This window comes from Paenibacillus gorillae, assembly GCF_000513275.1.
Taxonomy (GTDB): domain Bacteria; phylum Bacillota; class Bacilli; order Paenibacillales; family Paenibacillaceae; genus Pristimantibacillus; species Pristimantibacillus gorillae.
Genome location: NZ_CBVJ010000037.1, coordinates 1 through 22,389, shown reverse-complemented (window position 1 = coordinate 22,389; position 22,389 = coordinate 1). Strand labels below are relative to the sequence as shown.

Sequence of the window (22,389 nt, the reverse complement as noted above, 5' to 3'; positions counted from 1 at the left end):
ATTTTTTTTAATTTATTTAGAATGATCGTTCCCAATGGGGCGATGGATACAACAGTTGTTCATAAAAAAGCAAGGGAGAGAGTGGAAATGGGAAGATTATACGGAAAAGTAGCATTAATTACTGGAGGCAATAGCGGAATTGGGCTGGCGACTGCAAAATTATTCGTTGCCGAAGGAGCGAAGGTAGTTATCACCGGACGGAATCAGTCCACGTTGGATGCGGCCGTTGAGCAGCTTGGTCCGGACGCTCTGGCTGTTCAAGGGGATGCTTCCGATCCGGCAAGTGCTGAAAAGGCGGTAGCTGCAGCAGTTGATAAGTTCGGCGGACTGGACATCGTATTCGCAAATGCTGGCATTTCGGCTCAAACGCCTGTAGGAGGAACGGAATTATCCGTTTTTGAAGAAGTGCTTCGAGTCAACGTAACCGGCGTATTCTTTCTGGTTCAGGCGGCATCTGCACATTTGAAGGCAGGAGGCTCCGTCATACTGAACACTTCGGTTTTGGCAACAGCGGGCAGCCCTGGCCTAGCGGCCTATTCTGCTAGTAAAGGCGCTGTAAGCAGCATGGCACGGGTGCTGGCATCAGAATTGTCACCGCGGGGCATTCGGGTTAACTCCGTTTCCCCTGGTGCGACTCGTACTCCAATATGGGGACAGTCGACAGATGAAGGTTTTGCGAAGCTGGAGTCTGTACTTTCGCAAAGCATTCCGCTGAAGCGATTGGGTGCACCTGAAGAAATTGCGAATGTGGCGTTGTTCCTGGCATCGGATGAATCCTCATTCGTCCAAGGCGCTGAAATTAGCGCAGACGGAGGCACGGGGGGATCACCATTGGGAGCTCCGATCTATCGCCAAGGATAAAGAGAGGCTTCCCTTGCAATAATTAATGACATTAATAACTAAACTTCAATATAGAAAAGGATGATTCGCAATGAGTAAAGTATGGTTTATTACAGGTACATCTTCAGGATTTGGCCGTAAGTTCGTCGAGCAATTACTGGATTCCGGGGATAAAATCGTAGCAACCGCAAGAAAGCTGGAGGACATCGCCGATTTGAAGGAAAAATCGCCTGACAATGTTCATCTTGCAGTATTGGATGTAACGAATAAGGAACAGATTAAAGCTGCGGTTCAAGAAGCAGTAGACAGGTTCGGCACCATTGATATTGTCGTCAACAATGCCGGCTATGGCCTGTTCGGAATGCTGGAGGAATATACGGACGAGCAAATCCGCCATCAATTTGACGTCAACGTATTTGGCATGCTGGACGTCATCCGTGAGACGCTGCCGGTCTTCAAGAAACAAGGCTCAGGCCACTATGTCAATCTCTCATCGGTCTTCGGCGTCTGGGCTGTACCGGCATACAGCATTTATGCGGCTTCCAAGTTTGCCGTTGAGGGCTTCTCGAAAGCGATGTCTCAGGAGCTTGCTCCGTTCGGCATTAAAACAACCCTCGTGGAGCCAGGTGTGTTCGAGACGGAATTTATGGGACAATCCCAAAAACAGTCTAACCAGCTTCCTGAATATGCTCCAGTCTATGATGCGTTCTACCAAAGCTATAACTCGCTCCAGCTAGGCAAACAGGAAAAAGCGGTGGAAGCCATGATCGCAATGATCAACAGCGATAATCCTCCATTGCATTTCCCAGTGGGCTCGATGGCTGTCTACAGCATCAGCGATGCGCTGAGCAAACGGATCGATGAAGTGAAGGAATGGGAAAAAGTGTCCCTTATCGCCGAATAAGCTGAATGTACTGAGATTGAGAACGGCCGCTCCGCTAAGACGGGGCGGCCGTTATTGCTTTTTGTCCTGATTGCTATGGAATCGAATAGCTGTTACCGCCAGAATGAGAAGAACAGGTACCGTATAGGCTAGCGTATTAAGCAGCGGCCATGTCACATTAACGAACTCCTCTAGCTGAGATTCTTTTATATAGGTGGTTAACGACAGCAAGAGGCAAATGAAGGTGGCGGGGAATACGATTAACCGTTCATTTTTCAAGCCTAGTAGCTCTTTCAACAGTTTAATCAGGATGAGCAGCAGAATAGAAGCTTTGAAATAAAAGCCGACAATGAGCGAGAAACCAATGACGGATTCGATTCGCTCGATTACTTCCTGGAACGAGATTAGCCGAGCTAACTGGTACAAAGAGTATTTCAAATTTCCCGACAGCGGTCCAAGCACCATAATGCTGCTTATAACGGAAGCAATCAGCGTCAAGGAATTGATAATCAGTGCAATATACATATGCTTGCGCAGCTGGGCGTTCTCGTCCTTGCGTACAAATGCTAAGATGACCGAGAAGACGACGAGCTCGGAGTAGGGGAAGCCATACACCACATATGAGGCGTTAAGAATCGGCCCCATTCCATCAGGCATGATGGGAAGCAGATATTGCGGGTGATACAGGTTGGCAACCAGAATCCAGATCATAACAATACAGCCGAACATGAGAAACATAAATACGGCGGCCATCCGGGCGATAACCTCGATCCCTGCCATAGCCGTGAACCCGATCATAATAAAAAATAAGGTGCTTACCGCGTAGGTGGGCGTTTCCTTCAGCATCGTATTTTTGAAGAAGATGCCGATCTCGATGACAACGCCGGATATATTCCAAGTCAATACGAAGGTAAAGGGGATAAGCACCAGCAAGGTAAGTCCCTTGCCGAGTGCGGCCTGGCTTTGCCCAACCAGTGAAAGCTCAGGGGCCAGCCGGTTTAAATAAAGAATAGCAGCCAGCAGAAGCATTCCTATCGCCGTGGCAATGAGAAGCGAGATCCATGCTCCATTGCCTGCAATGCTCGTTAAGGGTGCAGGGACGATAACGATGGAGGAGCCCGTCATGAAGAAGAGAAACAGCATGGACATTTGAATCGAACTAACGCGTTCTGGTTGCTTCATAGGGTCCTCCTCCAGCTTGTATAGCAGTCAAGTTTGCATAGGATTGAGCCAGCGAATAAAGAGTTTTGCAGGCCCGGTAAACAAATTGAAAATCATATCCAGGTTAGGCCATGGCTGAGCCGTCACAAAGATAACAGCAAGATAGAGCATTGGCGCCATCATGGCGATATACACAAGCCGGTCCCGATTGCTTGCTTTCTTCACTTTCGGAATGTCATGAATCAGCATCGCAGAGGCGAGCAGCAAGACGCAGATGAGTTTTCCTAACATCCTCAATGCTCCTTTGTCCCAAATATCGTGCCAGCGTTCATACCCGTACTTAACACATGAACTTGGACATGGGTCTGGAATTGCATCTGGGCAATCTTATCGGCCCAATCGGGTTCCAGCTGCTTCCAAAGCTTCGGGTTTTTTCGGTAAATTTGATTGCCGATTCCGAGCACATCCACTTTTTTGGCCTTAATGGTACGAGTGGTATGCTCAATCTGATGCTCCACCTGATCTTTAATCGTCTGTTCGAAGCGCTCCATATCTTGCTTGCTCTTCAAGTCAGAGCAGCGCAGTTCTCCGGTCGTTCCTTCTATAGACATATGGACATCGACGGTTACTTTATTATTGTTCACACTGGCGACTAATCGGCTGTTGAAATTGACGATTTCAAGCGATTCCTTGTTATAGATCTGCTTTTTCTCATCATTCATACAAGGAAATTCAAATACGCCATACTTGTATCTGTCGGTCAGCATCATCAGCGTTTCGGTATCTTTCTCCCTAAGAAGCCCTACCATTTTCCCGTCTTGAATTAATGCGACGCCGGATATTGCCGCCTTCTTATCCAAGGTGTTCTTATGCAGATATGGCATAATAGAGGTTTTGGAAGGGCTGCTTAATTGTATCGCGAGATCATAGAGCGGAAGATCAGAAGTTTTTGCAGAATAGAGAGAGGCGGTCGTCTCCATCTTTCTATACTGTTGACCAATGGTCTGTTCGATAAACGGTTTAATATCCAGAAAATCTGCCGCCGACTTCTCAGCAATGATGGGGAGAATCGTGCCCCGCGGTTCATGGTCTCTTGAGAAGAAATCGAGCACTTCCCGGATGTTTAACGCCCTGGCCAGCTTCTCTCCGATAATAATGACGCGCATATGATCCCATTTGGCCTTGCGCCCAAATTTAGTAGGAATCTCCCGCATCGCTTCAAAGAAGGTTTCACCTGTGGTACGAATATTAATTCCTTTAGCTGCCGCACTTGATGTCACATCCGTTTGCATCTTACTGGAAGGATTGTAAAAGTGGGTTGTAATATCGATGAAGTCGCCTTCGCCTTGATCGATCGATATCGCTTGCACATAGCCATACTCGTCCAGTTCATTATTATCCCAGCATCCGTTCAACAGGCATAGAACGAGAAAGGAGGTAAGAAAGGAGAGGAGCGGCTTCACTGTGATCTCTTCCTTCCTGCAGATTTTTTATGCAGCTGCTTGCTCCGAGGCGAATGAACCAGCACCTTTCTTGGCAGTACGAAGATCATCTCTCTCAGCCTTTTTACATGTAACGGAGCTAATGAATCCAAATAGGGCTCTCCAAGGGAGCGGAGGGTCGCTAAGTGGAGGTAGATGAGAATAAAGCCAACCATGATGCCAAGTCCACCAAACGTTGCTGCCAGAAACATTAACGGAAAGCGCAGGATTCGCAAGGCGATGGCCATATTGTATTGAGGAAGCGCGAAGGAAGCGATACCCGTCAAGGCTACAACGATGACCATCACGGGAGAGGCAATCTGTGATTGTATAGCGGCTTGCCCGATAACCAATGCCCCAACGATGCTGACGGCGGAGCCAACCGGCCGGGGCAGACGAATGCCCGCCTCGCGCAGCAGCTCGAAGAAAAACTCCATAATCAACGCTTCAATCATAGCCGGGAAAGGGATACCTTCCCGTGTATCTAATATGGCTAACAGAAGAACCGTCGGGATGAGTTCGGAGTGAAACGTTGACAACGCAATGTAGGTGCTGGGCAGCATGAGCGCGATGAGAAATGCGGCCAGCCGGATTAGACGAATTAATGAAGAAAAAAGTCGTCCGATAGTAATAATCCTCACTATTGGTAAAGAACTCGATGAATTTCCCCGGACAGATAAGCACCGCTGGGCTGCCATCCACTAAGGCAATGATTTTGCCATCCAGCAGAGAGGTAACTGCCGTATCCGGGCGTTCGGTATACCGGACCTGCGGAAAAGGCGAGTAGTTCGAATCATTCACCCATTCTTCCAGGTAGGACACTTCAATAATTTCTTCTTGTTCAATACCCTCAATTTTTTGTTTGAACGCTTCTAAAGTTTCCGGTTTGACGACACCATTCAAATAACCGTAGGACACGGTTCTGTGCGCTTTTTCCCCGGTAATCATATACTCGAATTTCAGCTCATGCGATTTCAGCAGGCTTCGAATGACCCCGATATTGCGGTCCAAGCTTTCAATGAAGCTCACATGCGGGCCTTGAACGGTAGGCTCTGTAATGGGCTCGGACGTTTGCCGCTGTTCGACATCAAGGGCGAAATAGGCGATCGCTTTAGGCCAGCCGTTGAAAAAAATGATGACTTTTCCGTCCAGAATACCACGGACAGCTTGCTGCATATTGCTCATAAGCTCCACGTTAGGGGAGGCTATGCCATGGTTTTCAAAGTAATCAATAACATCACTAATCGTAATGGTCTCAGCAGGTCCAAGCTCATGCGGGACCAGGTTTTGCAGCGTATTCTTTGCAAAATTCGTCACGGTCGTTTTCGTCAACGTATCGAAATAGACCGTAAAGGCCGAATGCTCCAAGTGCTGTCCGTAATTCCAAGAGTGAATTGTCAAATCTCTGCAGTTGGCAAAGAAGCCTTCGATCAACTTCAAATTTTCTTCCAGACGAGCAGCAATGTCCGGGTAGGTAGGCTGAGCGGATGAAGTAGGGGCAGATGATGGCGTAGTCATTTTCCGCATGCGAGTCTCCTGTCCGAAATGTGATGTCGAATCATTTACATCTTTTCCCTGACGAGGGAAAGATATTCGGCAGCATGGGGGAGGGGCAGCGGATGGAGCGGAAGTTTTGACAACTCTATCGATTTAGAGTAATATCCACATGTAATAATTTCGTAAGCTATAGAATGTGAAGCTCTCTTTAGCAGGAGAGCTTTTTTTCATTCTGCTTGATAGATGGGAGGTTGGCAATCATACAGAACGTGAATCGGAATCAAGTGCTTATTGTGGAAGACGATGCGAATATTAGACGTTTTATATCGATTAACTTAATAAACAACGGCTTTGTAGTGAGCGAGGCGGCATGCGGGGAAGACGCGCTGCAGCGCTTCATCGAGCACCAGCCCAATGTTGTCGTTCTGGATATTATGCTGCCGGATGCGGACGGGTTTGAGATTTGCCGGCAGTTAAGAGAACGGGAGCCGGCAGTCATCATCGTCTTCTTAACGGCTCGAGGACAAGATTTGGATAAAATCAAAGGATTAGAAATCGGTGCGGATGATTATATCGTCAAGCCCTTCAACCCGCTGGAGCTTGTAGCTCGAATAAAAGCGATATTGCGCCGGACGGAGACCGCTCTAAAGCCTGTAATCTCCGTCATTGAGTCCGGTTCGATCCGAATGGATCTGAATGCGAATAAAGTGTTTAAGGATGACAGCATCGTTGAATTAACGCCGAAGGAATTTCAGCTGGTCCGTGCTTTTCTAGAACGCCCGGATACTGCGCTATCCCGTAACGAGCTGCTTAATCTCGTATGGGGAGAGGATTATGTCGGTGATCCCAAAACGGTTGATGTTCATGTGCGCAAACTAAGAGAGAAGATCGAGGAGGACAGCTCGAACCCGGAGCGGATTGAGACGGTATGGGGATTAGGATACCGGTGGAGGAATTAAACAGTGAGTATTCAGAAACGATTAGTCGGGAGCTATGTGACGGTTATCTGTGTTACGGTCCTCATTCTTGAAATTTTTCTTATCGTGTACGTCCGATACTACTATCTTCATAATGTAGAGCGGAGCCTGATGAACCAAGCGGAGCTGTCTGCTTCCTTCTATGAGCAGTACTTTGCGGACGCAGATCTGGAGGAGCAATCGGAGCGATTGTTGAAAGGCTTTGCCCATAATTCAGATGCGCAGGTTCAGATCATTAACAGTGCGGGCAGGCTCCTGCAGGATTCCATAGGTATTCATCAAGGTGATCCCAGCATGACGAAATACATGGATGTAAGAGCAGCTCTTCAAGGACATGCCGGCACTTGGAGAGGGAAGGACCCGGCGACACAGGAATCGATATTAGCCGTATCTTTTCCGCTGAGGTCGCATGATGTCATCGTGGGAGAAGTCCGATTCGTTACTTCGTTGACGGATACGATTAATACGGTTAAACATATTGCCATTGTATTAATTAGTGTCGGGCTGCTGGTTATCGCTATCGTTACCGTTCTTGGCTTGCTGCTATCCTGGACGATTACAAGATCGATTAAGGATCTTAAGCTGGCTGCAGACCGGATGACTGAAGGAGACTTTAGCACAAGGGTGCACAAACGCTATGAGGATGAGCTTGGTTCTCTTGCAGACACCATGAATATGATGGCGAGCCGCATTACGAAAAGCGAGCAGTTGAAAAATGATTTTATTTCATCGGTATCCCATGAGCTGCGTACGCCACTCACTTCAATTAAAGGCTGGATTATTACTCTCAAGACAAGCGGGCATGACAATAAAGAGCTCCTTCATGAAGGACTTGATATTCTTGAGTCGGAGGGTGACCGGTTGAATCATATGCTGGAGGAGCTATTAGACTTCTCTAAGCTGGACAACGGACGAATCGTTATACATCCAGGACCCGTTCAACTGGCACCACTATTGCATCATGTCGGTAAACAGCTTTCTCCAAGAGCTGCCCGTCAAGGGATCGCATTGGAAATTCAGGCTGCGGACAATCTGCCCATTCTTCAAGCAGACGAGAATCGGTTGAAGCAAGTATTTATTAATTTGATTGATAATTCACTCAAGTTCTCGGATTCCTCCGGCCGGATTCTTATTCAAGCACATTCAGCTCCAGAACAAGAACAAGTCATTATTACAGTTGAGGATACAGGAATCGGCATTGCAGAAGAGGATCTTCAGTACGTGCTGCAAAAGTTTTACAAAGCCGACCAGCATGCCACGGGCAGCGGTCTGGGGTTGTCCATCGCGAATCAGATCATTGGGCTGCATCAAGGGGAATTGCGAATTACGAGTGAGGCAGGCAAAGGGACGACCGTTCAGATTTATTTGCCGATATAAAATTTAACTATTTCATAACCACTTCGTTCTCATTCGAAGCTATTATAGTAATAATGTTGTCAGGAGAGTAGGGAGTTACAATGCTCAATAAACACATTACAGGCGGTATACTGCTGGTTGCGTTATTGCTGCTCGGAGGCTGCGGAATTCCGACTACTCCTGCTGATACGATCAAGCCTCCCGTGTCAGAAGCGAGTATGCAGCGTGAACAAGTAAACCGTGAATTTCGGAAGCTGCTGCCCCATAAGGCTCAATTAGTCGTTCCGCTGCAAGGAAAAGAAGGCGATGATATTACCTTTGGAGATATGGATGGGGACGGGATCAATGAAGCTGTCGTCGTATATGAAGAGAAGAAAGGGACAGGCAGGACGTTGAAAGCGGCGCTCTTCAAGCAAAGCAATACGCAGTGGAAGAAGATTTTCGAGGTGAAAGGCTTTGGCTATGGTCTGGATTTTGTCGGATTTCCGGATCTTAATCATGACGGCTCGTCCGAGCTTGCACTTGGCTGGTCATTAGGCGCTGCAGGCAATGGCCTTGATATCTATGAGCTGAGTAAAGACAAACTCGAATTATTATCCAAGAAGGAGTATCAAGACAATCTCCAGCTGGAATAAGGCTTCCAGTGCAGCAGTCAAAGTCAAAGTCACAAAGGGGAAAATATCCTATAGTCCGTAGCACTGCGTCCTTTCATGACGTATTTGCGCTTATCGGATTATTTGTGATGCCCATTTTATACCATATCAATAGATATAGAGGTCCGTTATGATGTTCACCCGCTTTGCTGCAAAACTCGATAAATTTACACTTTTCATCATGGTGTGCCTTGTTACGATGGGTACCATTGCTATCTACGGTGCCACCTCGGATACCAAGTTAGATGGCCTGCATATTAGCTACTTATATTTATTCGGTGCATTTTGCATTCCGCTGCTGCTGCTTGCCTGGATTGACTATCGCATTCTGGTAGGGAAGCTGAGCTATGTTTTCTATACATTTGGCATTATGATGCTCATTCTGATTAAGTTTACCGGAGAGAATATTAACGGTGCAGTACGTTGGCTCAGTATAGGGAGCTTTCAGCTTCAGCCCTCGGAATTAGTCAAAATCTTTACGGTGATGCTAATTGCACATGTACTTGGGAAGCGGGAGGGACAAAGGCTCCGCCTGATTCAAGATATTGTTCCGGTAAGCATTATCTTTATGATACCGATTCTATTAATTATGCAGCAGCCTGACCTCGGCACAGCTCTTGTTTTTATAGGCGCACTGGTCAGCCTGCTATGGATGGGCAACATTCGCGCCCTCTATTTGATTTCATTGCTGGGGCTTATTGCCGTTATTATTGGCTCCATATTGTGGCTCTACACGGCCAACTTCGAGCTGCTGTCCCAAATTGTCAAACCCCATCAAATGTCGAGAATACAAGCTTTTCTAGATCCGGCCAGCGATCCGGATAAGTCATGGCATGTGAAGAACGCGATGTATGCGATCAGCTCAGGAGGAATGCTGGGCAGCGACGCGCATTTTGTCCGTAAAGGCTTCATTCCCTATGCCTATTCGGATTCGATTTATGTCGTGATAGGCGAGCAATTTGGCTTCATCGGCTCAGCCTTGCTAATGCTGCTCTATTTCATGCTCATATACCGGATGATTCATATTGCCAAATCGAGCCGAGACCGCGAAGGCGCTTATCTCGTCATCGGGCTAATGGGCATGCTAGTTTTTCAAATATTCGTTAACCTCGGCATGCATGTCGGACTAGTTCCTTTGACGGGAATTTCACTGCCGTTCATCAGTTACGGAGGAAGTTCACTGCTTAGCAGTATGATCGCGATTGGCCTTGTATTAAGTGTAAATGCTCATAAGAATGATTTGTACTGACGGATAGAAGACGAAACGAGTGGAGTGAAGGAAATCATGTCTACCGAACCGAAAAGAAAGAGAAAGCAAAAAAACAAGCCGCAAGCCTATTATAATCATTGGGCTGACGCTTGCGGCTCTCCTGCTTGGAGCTGGAGGTTATGCAGGCTATCTGTATTTGAAAGCGAATGAGGCGATTCAAAGCATTGCGGCGCCTAAGCCTGTTGACGCTCCAGACAATTATGTGAAGAAGGATTCCTTCGAACCGATCACATTCCTTCTTGCAGGCGTAGACAGCCGCGACGGGGGCGATGGCATGATGAATGCGGATGTGCTGATGCTGGTTAGTATGAATCCGCAAACCCATTCTGCCAGCATGTTGTCGCTGCCGCGTGATTTGCTGTTAAAGCCGTCAGGCTTGCCCTCCCGTAAAGCCAATTACTATTATGCGCATTTCTACTTAAAGGACAAGGAACAGGTCATTCCGAATACGAAGCAATTTTTCTCGGATTTGACGGGTTTTCCGCTGGATTATATGGTTGTCGTCAACTTTGACGCGCTGAGGCAGACGGTTGATGCGCTTGGCGGACTTCAAATTGATGTCGATATGGATATGAAATACCGGGATACCGTAGATGGTACGAATATCGATCTTAAAAAAGGTCTGCAAACGCTCGATGGTCAACAAGTGCTCGACTTTGTCAGATACCGCAAATCAAATCGGGGCACACAAGAGTCTTCTGATTTCGCCCGCAATGACCGGCAGCAGCAAGTTATTAAGCAAATCATTGAGAAGCTCGGCAACTTTCAAGGCATTTCCCAATGGGGCAAAGTATTGGAAATTATCGGTGACAATGTGAAGTCTGATATTCCGGGACCTGAGCTTCAGCAGTGGATCTATAGCTTCAATAAAATCAAGCCTAATCAGATTCATACGCTGCAAATGGATTCCGTCTGGAGAAGCCCATTTGTCTATGTGAAGAAAGAAGATTTACAGCAAGCGCTGCTAGATTTGGGTAAAGAAGCGGAGCTTCAATCTGAAATTAAGTTCAAAGAAAACAATTTCGGTCTGATGAATTAATGGGAAGAGAGCAAGCTGGGGCGAGAATTGAATTTCGCTCGGGCTTGCTCTTTGTTTTTTTTCATGAAGGATAGGATTAGTTGTTATATTCCATTATATGGTATGATAGATTTATCTCTATTTTTTTGGAGGAGGTGAAGCATGAAGTATTGTCTTGATCGTGGCGACACGAATTTTATTGCTTTAGTCAATGCAGATCGATATGATTCATTCGTAGATGAGGATTGGCAATTTGAAGAGCTGTTGCAGCATTTCTCAGACGAGATGCAAGCTGGCCGCATATTGGTCTTTCAAATGACCGAAGAAGGAATTGAGCATTCCTGGAAGATAGAAGTTAAGTTTGGGGCCAGCTTAGACGATATTGCGTGCTTCAGGAAAGTGCAAGGATATATCGAGGTCACGGCTAATAAATTGTATATTGCCGATTATGATTGCCTGACGATGGCTGCACAATTTAGAGACGAGACGATCCCCGGTTCGAATAGCGCCAATCACGTCATTGCATTGAACAACGGCTTTTATCAGGTAGAGGTTGTACAATTCTATAATGCCGATCTGAATGCGTATACAGGTGAAAGTGAAAATGATATCGTCATAAATTTCAAGGAAGTACATGAGCTTGGAGCGAACGGGGATCAAGTGATCTGGTGCAGTTATTAGGTAAAAGAGATAAGGAGATGAGAGCATGACGACGAATACCGCTGCGGAGCAAATCCGCATTGTTGAATATGATCCTTCCTATGCTGGAGCGCTCGCGGATATGTGGAATTTGAGCAAGGAAAGCTGGGGAGGCGGCAATGATCAGAGAACGGAGGACACGGTGCGCCGGGAGATGGAGACGTCGTCGAATCTTCATGTGTTTCTCGCTGTCGATGGCAAAGAGGTTGTCGGCTTCTGCAGCTTCGCCCACTATCGTCAGGACGAAGGGGCGCTCTATGTGCCTCTGTTGAATGTAAGACCTGATTATCACGGTCACAAGATTGGCCGCAACCTGATTCTGAACGCAGTTCGCAAAACAGTGGAAGCAGGCTGGCCGCGCCTCGATTTGTTTACCTGGGCAGGCAATACAAAAGCAGTGCCTATGTATAAGAAATGCGGATTTTTCTGGGAGAAAAATGAAGATTACGTTCATCTGATGAACTTCATTCCGACTATTCTGCAGACCGAAGCACTTGCTCCTTATTTCGAAGAGCTGGACTGGTATGCAGACAGCACCCGCGAGCTTGTTATCGAGCCGGACGGCCGCCGGGAGCGCGGCTTCGACTTCATGGAATATACGTGGAGCAAGGGAGACACCTCCGTACGGGCGGAATTTGAAAAGTCCGGCCGCGGGTTGACTGCGCTAGATACGCCTGACTATACGATCTTCACTGAAATTGACAATCATGGTCTCGTATTCGGCTCTGCCTATCCCGTACGTTACCGGATTACGAATAAGAAAGCCTCGGAGCTTGCCGTTACAATTAAAGGCGAGAACGATAAAAATATCCGTTTTGCTCTGGATACTGCAAGAACAATCGCTCCTGGCGAAACCATCATCATAGAGGGAGAATTCGCCCTTGATCCGATCCATGAAGAGCAGAATGATAAGAAGACCCATCCTGTCGTCAGAAGCCATTGGACAATTGACGACAAAGGGGCGGAATTCCGTACCGGCATCGCTCCGAAATTCCCGGCCAAAATCAGAGTAGAACTGCCGGGCCAGGCGCTTCATCCGGGTGTTCCTGCAGAGCTTTATTTGAACGTGGAGAACAACTTTGCTGTGGAAGCGGAGTTCGCTTTTGAGCTGCCGGAAGCTGAATGTGTGGAATGGACCAATCGGAGCATACGCTTCACCGTTCCTGCGAAGGGCAAGACTACGATTACGGCAGCCTTTATTTTACGATCCTATGGGCTATACTCAGAAGAGCTTGAGGTGTCAGCTATTCCGGCAGGTGGGCAAACCGTTACTTATACAAGCAAACAGGCCGTCATGTTAAAGGGAACGCATGGGCGCTTTGGAGGGGAAAACGGAGGTCAATGGGTTGCTGTGAACGGTGCAATGTCCGTCCATCTCAGCAAGCACGATAACATCATGTGGATCGAATACCCGGGATCGCAGCATAGCTTCTGGTACAGCCATCCGAAGCTGGGCAAGCCATTCGCTGAAGAATTTTCCAAGAAGCAAGCGAAAGAAGTGAAGGTCTACTCTGAAGGGGATAGTCAGATTCTTGAAGCACTCTACGAATCGGAAGATTTCCCCGGACTCGAGATTAAATCGTTCATCAAGCTGCTTGCAAGCGGCGTTGCCGAGTTTTATCATGAAATCAGCAACACGGGGGGCGAGGCGCTTCAGGAGAACGCGTACCTGCTAACGAGCTTCGGATTTTTCGGCAATCGGCTTATTCTTCCTTATCAGGGTCATTATGTAGATATGGATTCATCCTACACTAGTGATCCGAGTCTTTGGGACAGCGCTCAAATTACGGAGAACTGGCTGTTCAACAAGGATGCTAACGGCGCTTGCGGCATCTGCTGGGATCCATCCTTGAAGCTGCTCCGGCCGGAATATACACTAGGACTGGAGCATGAGCTTGGCAGTCTGTCTGACGGAGATGTCGTGCGGACGAAACCGATTGTTTTCGCACTGAATACATTCGCCAAGTGGTGGGATTTCCGTTCCTTCGCTCAGAAGCACTATGAACGGATTGTTCCGGTGTTGGATGACCATCTTGAATTTAAGCTAGGCGGCGGCAATCCGTTCGAAGCCGGTCCGCTGCAAGCAGAATTAACCGAAAGAAAGATGATTCCGCTCGCCGGCAGCTTGGAGCTGTATGTTCAGAACGGTGAGGAAGCTGAGCTGAAGGTTGCGGATATGGAAATAAAGCGGGAACAGGATCTGCGATCAGCGGGTTTTGAATTCGATCCGGAGGAAAGCTCGATTTCTGATGAAAGCCAATCCGGCAGGAAGGTGCGGGCTGTCTATCGCGGCGAGGATTGGGTTCAGGAACGGTCGGCGCTGTGGTTCCCGCGTTCGGAAGATAAAGTTGTTTGTGAGACTGAAGAAGGAGCAGCCGGATCAGTCTATACGGTAAGCAATGGCGTCCTCTCTATAGCAGCAGCTCCCGGATTCGGCAGCGTGGTGCACTCTTTGAAGCATCAAGGTGAAGAGTGGCTGGACAGCTCGTATCCGGAAGCGGCTCCGAATTCATGGTGGAATCCATGGTACGGCGGACTTGGTGTCAGCATTTCCGGCTTGAATGGCTTTAGCCGTCAGCAGGAGCCGAGAAGTGCGGCATGGGTGGAGCGTACCGATGCATACGGAAACGTCTGGAAGGGTATCCGATTGACGACCGCCATCGAGAAGCAGGAAGCAAACAGGGGGATTAAGATCCATCAGCATTATCTGATGCTGCCCGGCGTACCTGTCCTTTGCATCCTGCATGCGGTAACCAACGACAGCGGCGTCACTTTACCCCACTATTCGCTCTCAGACGAACATTTCCTTCAGCCTGCGCCTGTGTTCTCTGAAGGATGGCTGGAATTGCCGGGAGAAGAAAGATATTTGGCCGGAAAGTTGTCTGCTCATCTTGTTACGAAGGGAGTTCTGCGAATTGGCGGAACTTCAAGCCGGAATAAGCTGCATGCCGTTAGCAGCCCCTATAATCATAGACAAACCGCGTATGTGAACAATAAAGTATGCAGCCATGAAGTGAATCATCATGTTACGCTTAAGAATGGGGAAACCGCCTGGACGCAGCCGACATTTCTCATCTTAGGCAATATGGATGTATCGGTAGACGAGGTCCGGGACCTGCTGAAGCTGACCTTCCCATCCCAAGCACAGTTGACATAAAGGAGACTTAATATGCCTATCATCGACGTTCATATCCATTTGTCGGATATCGACAAGTTTCATTACACAGCGAGAGAATTAGCCAAAGTCGATTATAGCGCCGCTGGACTCAAGGCGGAGTTCGACAAGAACGACGTGATCCTCGGTATCGGGATGGGCGTGACGGAGCAGTCGAACGGAGCGTTTCCCGACGCCAGTTCGCCCAATCCGATGGGGCTTGATTTAGAGCAGAGCGTTCCGTCGTTTCTAATGGAGTGTGTCGGCATTAATCCGAATAGGCTCACCGGAGCAAATGCGCAAGAGGAGCTGGACCGGATCGAAGCGCGGCTTAGAGCGCCAGAGGTAGCTGGAATTAAGATCTATGCAGGATATTACCACGTTTACGTCTACGACAAAGTGTATACACCGGTCTACGAGCTGGCTGCCAAGTACAATCTGCCCGTAGTCATTCATACAGGCGATACTTACTCTATGAACGGCTTGCTGAAATACTCGCATCCGCTCACTGTTGATGAACTAGCTTACCAGCAGCGTGGTGTGAACTTCATGATCTGCCATCTGGGCGATCCGTGGGTGATGGATGCGGCCGAAGTGGTGGCTAAGAACCCGAACGTCTATGCCGATTTATCCGGCCTGGTCGTTGGCGACCGGCCTCATTTCGAACGGTTCATGAGCGAGCAGCTCTACATGGATCACTTCCGCCGGGCGCTGATCTATTCGGATCACTACGAGAAAATGCTGTTCGGCACCGACTGGCCGCTTGCACCGATCGGCCTGTATGCGGAGTTCATCCGCCGGCTCGTGCCCGAGCAGCATCACGAGAAAGTGTTTTATGAGAATGCGTTTGGCGTGTTCCCTAAGATTAAGGAGCGGATTGCGGGGCTGAAGTAGAGCTTGGCAATAGTGTGATTGTATGAGCAATAAGCCATCCCTTGATGAATCGGGGGATGGCCTATTTTTTATGAGAAGTGGCTATTTATGATCAATGATAGGGACAGTAAAGGCCGCGGTTATATATTTCTTTTGGGCGGGTGAGCTTTCTTGATCAGTTGCCGCCATCATTATGTTTATTGTTCCCTATGGGATGGAGTTGTCAAAAAGCAGTTTGAAAACACTCACAAAGAAATTCCGTTGCTAAGCTGCTTGTGACAGCATTCTTTCGCGATAAATAACTGGGGGCCACCCCCCGGATTAGAGGTGTAGATTCGCCGCCTGTTGTAGTAAAGCATAATGTATCTAAAGATGATCGATTTTATATCGGCCGTCGGATAGCGCTCCGTGTTGATCTTGTACAGCTTTTCTTTCTTTAGCGTAGCAAAAAGCTTTCCATCTTTGCGTTATCATAACAACGCCCCCCGTGTCGCTCATGCTTTGAATCGCGTCACGTTTAGCCAGACTCTCCCGGAAAGCATGACTCGTGATTTGGCTGCCTCGATAACTGTTATATATCATTCCGCGAGCATCTCTTGCTTTACATGCGTTTTCAAAGGCTCGGATGCAGAGTTCCTTGCGTATGTTGTCGTCCATGGCGAGTCCCACGATCTCTCCGTTGAAACAATCCAGTACGACGGACAGATAGAGCTTGCCGTCTGAACAAGGGACTTCGGTGATATCCGATAACCAATTTTGGTTGAGTTCTGAGGATCTGAAGTCTCTCTTGATCAGGTTCTCTTTTTTTTGAGCTGCGGCACTTCACGTGTAATGTCGTTTGGGTGACTCTTGGCTTTTTTCAGCAGGCCGTACTTCTTCATCGTTCGGTAGTCGGTGCTGTAGCTCTGGTCATGATCTCGATTTTGGACAGCGCCAGCAGAATACGCTGGACACCGTAATTATGGGTGTCTTCATGTTTTCCGATAATTTCTTTGATTTTGACCAGAAGGCGTTGCTGCTTCAAGCTACGGTAATAGTCCGATTCGCTAACAGTAAGTACTTCGTACATCTCCTTGACGGTCCATTGCTTCTGTCATTCATAGAGTACGCATAGAGCTGACATGCTCTTAGCACTTCGGGTCTTTTACGAAAAAAATCGAGTGCGTCCTTAGGGTGTTCTTTTTCGTATTAATATTTCTTAGTAATATCATCATTTGAATCTAAAAATCACTTGTCGTTTTATGTAAAAAAAATCGGATGTGTATCCCAAAGATATGGTACCATGGACTTATAAAATACAGACAAATAAGGAGTGTTATGATGAGTGCTCAAGATAGTGATGAAGTAATGAGAGAGGATTCAAATATTAAAGTTTTCATTGGTGCACGTGATTTAAAAAAAGAAGTTTACAATATCTTACCTACTTTTGATTTGCTTCTAAAGCAGATTGAACAAATTCGTGAACAAGGACAACAAGAAAGAGGCATTTCAAATAAAGACTATAGAAAAGATGTAAACAATACAATTGGTATATTCGGACCAAGAGGAACAGGAAAAACATCTATTTTATATACATTAATTAATAAATTGAAGCCTGTAACAAATAATATTTTAAAAGAAAAATATGAACACAACATGATTTTGGGGATTATTGAACCGGATCATTTGGGAGATAATACCAAGATAATGGGTTCAATTGTTGGTATGCTTAAAAAAATGGTTGATCAACAGATAATACAGATATCTAAGCCCAACAGACATATTACAAAAGAGCTTAATGAATATTTTAATAAGGGCTTGTTTCGTTCAAATAACCCTTTGCAAAGTAAAATGAATGATTTAGTAGAGTATCACATGTATACAGAGAATGAGTATAGGCAACTATTGATACATACATATGACGATTTAGCAACTCATATTAAAAAATCAGCCCGGCTGTTAACACCTGATGTTGAATTTAGAGAGAAACTTCATGAACTTATTACATGCCTTATTGACAACCAAAGATTGTTGCTGAAAATTAGTTTACAAGAAGGAGAAAAATCAATAGAAGAGCCTCTAATTTATTTGTTTATTGATGATATTGATCTAAAGATGATACGTAGCCGCGAGTTGATTGAAGCCATATTACAGTATGCAAATCACCCCAATGTGGTGACTATTTTATCAGGTGATTACGAGATACTGCGAGATGCTTTAACTTTAGCATTAATTCAGGATGAAAAATTAATGTATAGCAATATTAATGCTCATTTTAAGCCTAATGATGAGGAATCTATCAAAGAACGTAAGCAGATACTATCTCATGAGTATGTTAAGAAGATTATTCCGCCTGCTAGAAGGCATCAATTACTGCAATGGAATGAGAACACTATTCCAAGGTTTTCTTTTGGACAAGTTAGGTTTCTTGATCAATTATATGAACTTTTTGGGGATAAAGAATTATTTGGTTACAAAGATAACAAAGAAAATATAATTCAACCGATAACCAAAAGCTATAGCATCTTTGATAGAACGCCGCGGGGAATTGTCAATGTGTATTATCATGTTTATGAAGTTAACAAGCATTTTAAGGAATGGTGGATTAAAGGGAAGAATCTGAACAATGAAGAGAGAAAAGAACGTTTTGTTACAGTTAAATCAATAGTTGATACAATAATTCTCTCTTCAACTAGACTAGCATCTGTTCAACGACATATACTAGAAAAATTCATTCAGTGGGGACATGATGAAAGTAGTACTTACTTAGATTATTCTGAAGTTGAAGCGATTACGTCTCTTGAGAGTGAACGAAATCGTGTAAAACAAGAGGGGAGTCTTTTGTTGCTACTAATTATTCTTGGTGAAGTTATTCACAGTTTATTAGAAAATATAAGGTTCGATAGAAATGAATGCTCGTCATTACAAGTGGAAGTACTTAAAAATATCCTTCAACTAGGTGGTAAGGATGTTAAATTGAATCAGCATGGGCAAATTATTAATAGGCTTCTTCCTGCCATAAGTTTTCAACATGGATTATTTTTAACACAACTTTTATTAGAGAACAAAAGCTGGCTAGTCCAAGGAAACTCAGGAGAAAAAGAGCATACAACTTTATCAGAAGATAGAAAAGTTAGATGGATTCTTTCACAAATAAATGAATTGATTGAGGATAGGGACGTTGAACTGCTAACACGCTTATACTATGATCAGTATATTTATTCTAAGAATAAAGCTTCTAATAAACCGAGTTATTATCAGATTTTGGAATATTTAACCCAGCATAGTGCTAGTAGAGGGGCTTATATCTATTATAAGTCACTATACGAATACCCATTTGGCTATGCGTTGTGGAGTAGAGCTTCAACACTGTTTAAAGGTTTCCCTGATTTCGATAACCTTATGGTTAATTTAATAATTTTGCTTCATGAACAAAGCAGCATAATACCTGAAAAATTCCTAAGTTCTAAAGAAGATAATGTGAAATCAATTGTTGGTGAAAATGCCAAATCAAAAAATCAAGCAGCAACAAGATTAAAAAATGCTTTGACTAGTTTAAAAACCAAGCAACAGGGAGATAAGGAATTTAAACTTACAGCTACACAGATAAATAGAATTAACAAATTTATTGAACAGTTTTATAATGCATTATTTGAGAAAATTATTAATTATCATCAAGATGAACGTGTTATTGTTTTATGGAAGGATTTTAATGAGGTTTTTATTGCTATTAATGAATTTCTTAATGGATACTCTGGAGTTTCAGATACAAAGTATAAAAATTTACAAAATAGAGTAAGAGGAATGAATATAAATACTGATAAAACCCTGTTATTTTCAATATTTAGTGATCTTGTACCTTTAGTTAAAGGATTGGCGTCAAATTATGCCGTTTGGTATGGAAGAAGTGAAGCAGTTGCTTTGCTTAGAGTACTTGACGAACAGGCTTATCTTGCGCCCGATATTTTTGATACAGATGAAATATGGGTTTTGCAACACTTAGATTTCTACTTAACTCAAGTTAACGACGTGGTTAATATAGATCCCTCTTATGAAAAAATAAAAGAAGACATGAGAAATAAACTAGATAAAGGATTTAAAGCTGCTATGGGGTTAGTTGTCACTGATTTAAGTTCCATAGGAATAGAATTAGAAGAAGACGAGGACATTGATAATAATGTTTAGAAAAATACAACTCATGCTTAACGTAGCCTTTTTTTACCAATTAAAGATTTATTGTATTTTCAAAGTGAAGAACTAGTGAATATTGCTCTTTGTATACATCAGCCTACAAAAAAAAATGGAAAGCAAGTCAAGGAGTTTTTAGATAAATTATGCTCATGTCTAGTTTCTGAAAATATGGCTTCTAGTATAGATGAAATTAATCTTATGTTAGAAAAAGTTTCACCCATATTTTGTTTTCATAGGCATTTTCCACCAGAAATATCTTCTGATGAGGAAATGGAGATTTGTTTATATAATCATTATTTTCACTTAATTCAACAATTTACTCGTGCACTTCTTTCACATCGAGATGGTGAGATGGTTTTTAAGTATTGGAAACATGAACTAGGAGTTAATGATGAGCAACTAGCAGATGTATGGGGTGCGTACACGGAGTTAGATAAAGTTCATATGTTTAGTATATTAAGCCGATTGCTTCCGATAGATTTATTCGTAGCTAGTTACTATTCAAATAACGGATTGCATGAACCTCTTCAACTAGATGGATTCTATCAACATATTAATCTAGCTGATGCACCGCTACATGATGCGCTTAGAAATGGTGTTTCTGAAAATCACATGCATGCTAGTGCAGCTTTTACCTTCACAATGTTGTGGCAAAATTGTATGAATTTTAGTGGGGATTTTTCCAATACGGCCATCGGTAAATATTTGGTTAATTTTAAGGTCTCCTATAGTAATAAATCGAAACAGGTTAAGGAGTATATCTTGACTGCTCAATTACTACGTTTGGTTTTAGCACACTATATGACATCCGATAGTGAAATGTCTGTAACTAGATGGATTCGAATCCATGTAGGTAGTCAGGTACAAAGTATTGCACATCTTATTTTTAATAATACTGCTCTAGCTTCGATAGAAGAACTAAAAGAGGCAATTGAATATATTAGAAAAGAATATGACTTTAGTGGACATGAGGAAGGTACTGATTGGATCATTGCAGTGTTTAAAGAATATACTCCTATTAACACTTACGGGGAGAATGTATTTTTACATCAAATTATGAAGTATAGAACAAAACTAGAGAAGAGGGGAGAAAAGGAAGAACTTAATGAATTTCTTTATCTATTCTTTCGTTATCTAAGAATCAAGAATGAGTTTTATCAGCAGGTTAATCAACCCAATGCTGTAAATGGACTTGATTATTTTCGTAGCTACTTTGATAGAGCTACTTCTGGATTTGATAAAAGAGAGACACATTATTTCTTGGATATGCTAAGAAATTTATTTCAAAATCAATATTTACGCAAGATAGAGCTGAGACTGTCAATAGCCAATCGCGAGTCAACTAATCGGCAAAATATTAAAAAGTTACTCCAAGCCTACAAGCAAATACTTATCGAGGATTATCATATAGATCAAAACATAGAAACGATTTTTCCGCGTATTGGGATTGTATATCATTTAATAAAGCAAAAAGATGATATTTACAAAGATTGGAAGGAATATATAGGTGATAGAAGTCAAATAAGTTCACTTCATTATGGGCGTCTTCAGCAGGAATATTTGAACAAAATAGATATGATTCTATGTTTAAGAGAACGTATTCCTTACTTATCTAATTTTATTGTTGGCCTTGATGCAGCCAGTTTAGAGAATAGTACTCCAGTTCAGGTATTTGCTCCAGTATTTGAGAGAGCGCGCAATAGTGACAACGATCAAATGCTTTTATTAGATCGCGATGGTTATAAGATAAAGCAACAAAGTTTATTTTTCACCTTCCATGCAGGTGAGGATTACCGTCATTTAAATTCGGGAATTCGTCGTATTGATGAGGTTATTGATTATTGTAAGTTTCATTCTGGTGATCGCATTGGACATGGAATTTCACTTGGAATATCAGTAGACAGATGGATTCAAGATAATGAACAGGTAATTCTTCCACGAGGCGAATATTTGGATAATCTTCTTTGGATTTGGGGGGTATATACTAGATCATCTGATATTAATTTTCGAACTTATTCGTACTTACAGCACAAAATTAATGAAGTAGCTAAAATTATTATAGATGATGCTTTTAACTTTAATATAACTATTGAAATGCTTTATGAAGTTTACCAACTTAGATTCAAACCGATTGAGGAAATAATAGATGTAAATTCAATATATACCACATTCAAGCCAATTAATAAGGCAATTCAAGATGTAATTCGTATTTATCATGACAAGGTATATCTGGAGCGTTTGATGGCCCCAATTTTTGTGCGAACTACTGAGATGGAAAAGGAAATGACCATAGATATGCAGCGTTATGTGAAAAATAAAGTTGCACAACATGGTATTGTTATCGAGGTTAATCCTTC

The 22,389-nt window shown here is 44.1% G+C and carries 19 protein-coding genes; 12 read left to right on the top strand and 7 right to left on the bottom strand.

From position 1 onward, the window contains the following. The first annotated feature begins 87 nt into the window (after nucleotides 1–87). Both TY10_RS07125 and TY10_RS07120 read left to right on the top strand, forming a co-directional pair. Complete coding sequence (locus TY10_RS07125) at nucleotides 88–861, top strand: SDR family NAD(P)-dependent oxidoreductase (protein ID WP_042162022.1); 774 nt, start codon at nucleotides 88–90, stop codon at nucleotides 859–861. 70 nt (nucleotides 862–931) lie between these two features. Next, nucleotides 932–1,744, top strand: coding sequence for an SDR family NAD(P)-dependent oxidoreductase (locus TY10_RS07120; RefSeq protein ID WP_042162021.1), 813 nt, complete (start codon nucleotides 932–934; stop codon nucleotides 1,742–1,744). A gap of 51 nt (nucleotides 1,745–1,795) precedes the next feature. On the opposite strand, the gene TY10_RS07115 is transcribed toward TY10_RS07120, so the two are convergent. Genes TY10_RS07115 through TY10_RS07100 form a run of 5 tightly spaced genes read right to left on the bottom strand, consistent with a single transcriptional unit; the run spans nucleotide 1,796 to nucleotide 5,892 of the window. Further along, the gene (locus TY10_RS07115; RefSeq protein ID WP_042162019.1) at nucleotides 1,796–2,905 is read right to left on the bottom strand and encodes a GerAB/ArcD/ProY family transporter; all 1,110 of its coding nucleotides are present in this window, start codon (nucleotides 2,903–2,905) and stop codon (nucleotides 1,796–1,798) included. A 27-nt stretch (nucleotides 2,906–2,932) separates the two neighbouring features. After that, nucleotides 2,933–3,175: a hypothetical protein gene (locus tag TY10_RS07110; RefSeq protein WP_042162018.1), complete on the bottom strand. Its 243-nt coding sequence runs from the start codon at nucleotides 3,173–3,175 to the stop codon at nucleotides 2,933–2,935. A gap of 2 nt (nucleotides 3,176–3,177) precedes the next feature. Beyond that, nucleotides 3,178–4,347, bottom strand: a complete 1,170-nt coding sequence (locus TY10_RS07105; protein WP_042162017.1) for a Ger(x)C family spore germination protein — start codon at nucleotides 4,345–4,347, stop codon at nucleotides 3,178–3,180. Then, complete coding sequence (locus TY10_RS32010; protein WP_272945277.1) at nucleotides 4,344–4,928, bottom strand: spore germination protein; 585 nt, start codon at nucleotides 4,926–4,928, stop codon at nucleotides 4,344–4,346. The genes TY10_RS07105 and TY10_RS32010 overlap by 4 nt, the downstream gene beginning before the upstream one ends. Further along, nucleotides 4,813–5,892, bottom strand: coding sequence for a spore germination protein (locus TY10_RS07100; RefSeq protein ID WP_272945276.1), 1,080 nt, complete (start codon nucleotides 5,890–5,892; stop codon nucleotides 4,813–4,815). The genes TY10_RS32010 and TY10_RS07100 overlap by 116 nt, the downstream gene beginning before the upstream one ends. Nucleotides 5,893–6,113: 221 nt before the next feature. On the opposite strand from TY10_RS07100, the gene TY10_RS07095 reads away from it, so the two are divergent. The 8 genes from TY10_RS07095 (at nucleotide 6,114) to TY10_RS07060 (ending at nucleotide 15,883) form a co-directional block, all read left to right on the top strand. Further along, entirely contained in the window at nucleotides 6,114–6,821 is a 708-nt protein-coding gene (locus tag TY10_RS07095; RefSeq protein WP_337588337.1) for a response regulator transcription factor, read from the top strand. 3 nt (nucleotides 6,822–6,824) lie between these two features. Then, nucleotides 6,825–8,216, top strand: coding sequence for a sensor histidine kinase (locus tag TY10_RS07090; protein WP_042162016.1), 1,392 nt, complete (start codon nucleotides 6,825–6,827; stop codon nucleotides 8,214–8,216). 80 nt (nucleotides 8,217–8,296) lie between these two features. Continuing rightward, the gene (locus TY10_RS07085; RefSeq protein WP_042162015.1) at nucleotides 8,297–8,830 is read left to right on the top strand and encodes a hypothetical protein; all 534 of its coding nucleotides are present in this window, start codon (nucleotides 8,297–8,299) and stop codon (nucleotides 8,828–8,830) included. Nucleotides 8,831–8,978: 148 nt separating this feature from the next. Continuing rightward, nucleotides 8,979–10,097, top strand: a complete 1,119-nt coding sequence (locus TY10_RS07080; protein WP_042162013.1) for an FtsW/RodA/SpoVE family cell cycle protein — start codon at nucleotides 8,979–8,981, stop codon at nucleotides 10,095–10,097. 157 nt (nucleotides 10,098–10,254) lie between these two features. Then, the gene (locus TY10_RS07075; RefSeq protein ID WP_052350415.1) at nucleotides 10,255–11,157 is read left to right on the top strand and encodes an LCP family protein; all 903 of its coding nucleotides are present in this window, start codon (nucleotides 10,255–10,257) and stop codon (nucleotides 11,155–11,157) included. A 141-nt stretch (nucleotides 11,158–11,298) separates the two neighbouring features. Next, nucleotides 11,299–11,817, top strand: a complete 519-nt coding sequence (locus TY10_RS07070) for a hypothetical protein (RefSeq protein ID WP_042162008.1) — start codon at nucleotides 11,299–11,301, stop codon at nucleotides 11,815–11,817. A 25-nt stretch (nucleotides 11,818–11,842) separates the two neighbouring features. Continuing rightward, a complete protein-coding gene (locus TY10_RS07065; RefSeq protein WP_042162007.1) occupies nucleotides 11,843–14,992 on the top strand; it encodes a GNAT family N-acetyltransferase in 3,150 nt (1,049 codons plus the stop codon). Between the two features lie 12 nt (nucleotides 14,993–15,004). Next, nucleotides 15,005–15,883 carry an amidohydrolase family protein gene (locus TY10_RS07060; protein WP_042162005.1) on the top strand — a complete coding sequence of 293 codons (879 nt, stop codon included), beginning with the start codon at nucleotides 15,005–15,007 and terminating at the stop codon, nucleotides 15,881–15,883. 345 nt (nucleotides 15,884–16,228) lie between these two features. Here TY10_RS07060 and TY10_RS32480 read toward each other — a convergent pair whose 3' ends face one another. Then, nucleotides 16,229–16,654: a DDE-type integrase/transposase/recombinase gene (locus tag TY10_RS32480; protein WP_420329385.1), complete on the bottom strand. Its 426-nt coding sequence runs from the start codon at nucleotides 16,652–16,654 to the stop codon at nucleotides 16,229–16,231. Nucleotides 16,655–16,739: 85 nt separating this feature from the next. Beyond that, entirely contained in the window at nucleotides 16,740–16,931 is a 192-nt protein-coding gene (locus tag TY10_RS30320) for a hypothetical protein (protein WP_042162002.1), read from the bottom strand. A gap of 251 nt (nucleotides 16,932–17,182) precedes the next feature. Between TY10_RS30320 and TY10_RS07045 the strand changes: the two genes are divergently transcribed. After that, complete coding sequence (locus tag TY10_RS07045) at nucleotides 17,183–20,026, top strand: hypothetical protein (RefSeq protein ID WP_042162001.1); 2,844 nt, start codon at nucleotides 17,183–17,185, stop codon at nucleotides 20,024–20,026. Between the two features lie 75 nt (nucleotides 20,027–20,101). After that, on the top strand, nucleotides 20,102–22,389 hold a 2,288-nt coding region (locus tag TY10_RS07040; RefSeq protein ID WP_155985754.1), incomplete at its 3' end, for a hypothetical protein.